This is a genomic window from Endozoicomonas atrinae (assembly GCF_001647025.1).
Taxonomy (GTDB): Bacteria; Pseudomonadota; Gammaproteobacteria; order Pseudomonadales; family Endozoicomonadaceae; genus Endozoicomonas; species Endozoicomonas atrinae.
In genome coordinates this window covers 1-1321 of sequence record NZ_LUKQ02000565.1, presented here as the reverse complement: position 1 = coordinate 1321, position 1321 = coordinate 1, and the positions used below count along the sequence as shown (strand labels likewise).

Below are 1321 nucleotides of genomic sequence, written 5' to 3'. Positions count from 1 at the left end.
GACTGTAGTGATAAACTCTTCAACGGGCATGACTGAAACCTTCTTTTTTGCTTTTTACTGCTTTTAATAGCAGAAAGCAGGTTCAGTCATGTCTCCTTATGCAAACCTAAAAGTCGCACATGGCGTATTCAATATCTTTCGTTATATTGGCTGGGTGGCCATTGTCTGCTCAACGCTTGGGTCATTCCTGCTCTTTATTGTTGGCGCAACCAAAACCTACGCCGCTTTTGCCGTGGTATTCCTGGGGAAAATTCCTCATAAAAGCCTTGCCCACCTGGATACAGCTGATATTGCCACCTCCTATTTGATCAAGTCGCTGGATACCTTTCTGATTGCCTTTGTGCTGTTTATTTTTGCCCATGGCGTGTTCACCCTGTTTATTTCCAATAAGTCACCTCTGGATGATAAGGGCTCCCGCGTGCTTGCCTGGATCAAGACCCCCAATATTGGCCATCTGAAAAACGTGCTGGCCGAAGTAATCGTGATCATTCTGTTTGTGAAGTTTCTTGAGATTGTGCTGATGAATATCGACAACCTGAATTGGCAAATACTCACCCTACCCATCGCTATTTTACTGTTAAGCCTTGGATTGAAGTTTCTTAACCTCGCGGAAGACGAAGAGTAGGCTGCCGGCCAATCGAAAGACCGGGTTCATTTAACAACGTTCAAAAAACGACGGCAATTCACTCAGCACTTTCATACCTTCCAGCCGCTCAGACTCAGAGGTATTCGCAAAGCCCAGCACCAGTCCTTTTTGTGGTCGAGATGAATGGTAATAGCTGCTGAGTGGACTGCCACCAAACCCTTTCATGGCAAATTCCTGGCAGACTTTACGATCATCAATCTGCTGATGATTAAATACCAGCGCCAGATGCATACCGGCACTTTGTGCCACCGGGGTCATAATCCCAGTCAGATGCTTTTCACACAAACGCTGCATATGCTCCCACTTCTGCTGATAGAGTTTTCTGCTTCGGCGGAGATGACGGTAAAAATGCCCTTCCTCAATAAAGTCCGCCACGACAGCCTGAGTTAACAGCGGCGTCTCTCCCCCGCTGAAGGCTTTAGCTTCAACAAACACACCGACCAGGTGCTCAGGAACCACCAGGTAATACCAATTGAATTTTCTAACTACTGTATAACTGCCCAATCACGGGAGCACAGACTGAACAGTCGACCAGCTTCGCTGCAAAGGTTATTCCAAGCTTCACAGCAACAATCTACAATATTTTCATAACCTGAAAATGCTTTGTTTGATAAGTCATGCTCCCGCATCCACTCCCATAGCCTTTCTGAGCTGTTTAACTCCGGTGCGAATGGT

Annotated in this window: 2 protein-coding genes and 1 pseudogene; 1 reads left to right on the top strand and 2 read right to left on the bottom strand. The window is 46.4% G+C overall.

Annotated features, from left to right (window positions below; translation table 11 throughout):
• Positions 1–88: 88 nt before the first annotated feature.
• Complete coding sequence (locus tag AK963_RS29085; RefSeq protein ID WP_066018736.1) at positions 89–625, top strand: YqhA family protein; 537 nt, start codon at positions 89–91, stop codon at positions 623–625.
• Positions 626–655: 30 nt separating this feature from the next.
• Here the strand turns inward: AK963_RS29085 and AK963_RS29080 are convergent, their stop codons facing one another.
• Complete coding sequence (locus AK963_RS29080; RefSeq protein ID WP_066018735.1) at positions 656–1105, bottom strand: aminotransferase-like domain-containing protein; 450 nt, start codon at positions 1103–1105, stop codon at positions 656–658.
• A 26-nt stretch (positions 1106–1131) separates the two neighbouring features.
• Positions 1132–1321 (bottom strand): annotated as a pseudogene (locus AK963_RS36250) (IS630 family transposase); the annotation flags it as partial.

Bases quoted from the DNA above. Each gene is read 5' to 3' on its own strand.
- AK963_RS29085 (WP_066018736.1), top strand. From the start codon at position 89: ATGTCTCCTTATGCAAACCTAAAAGTCGCACATGGCGTATTCAATATC.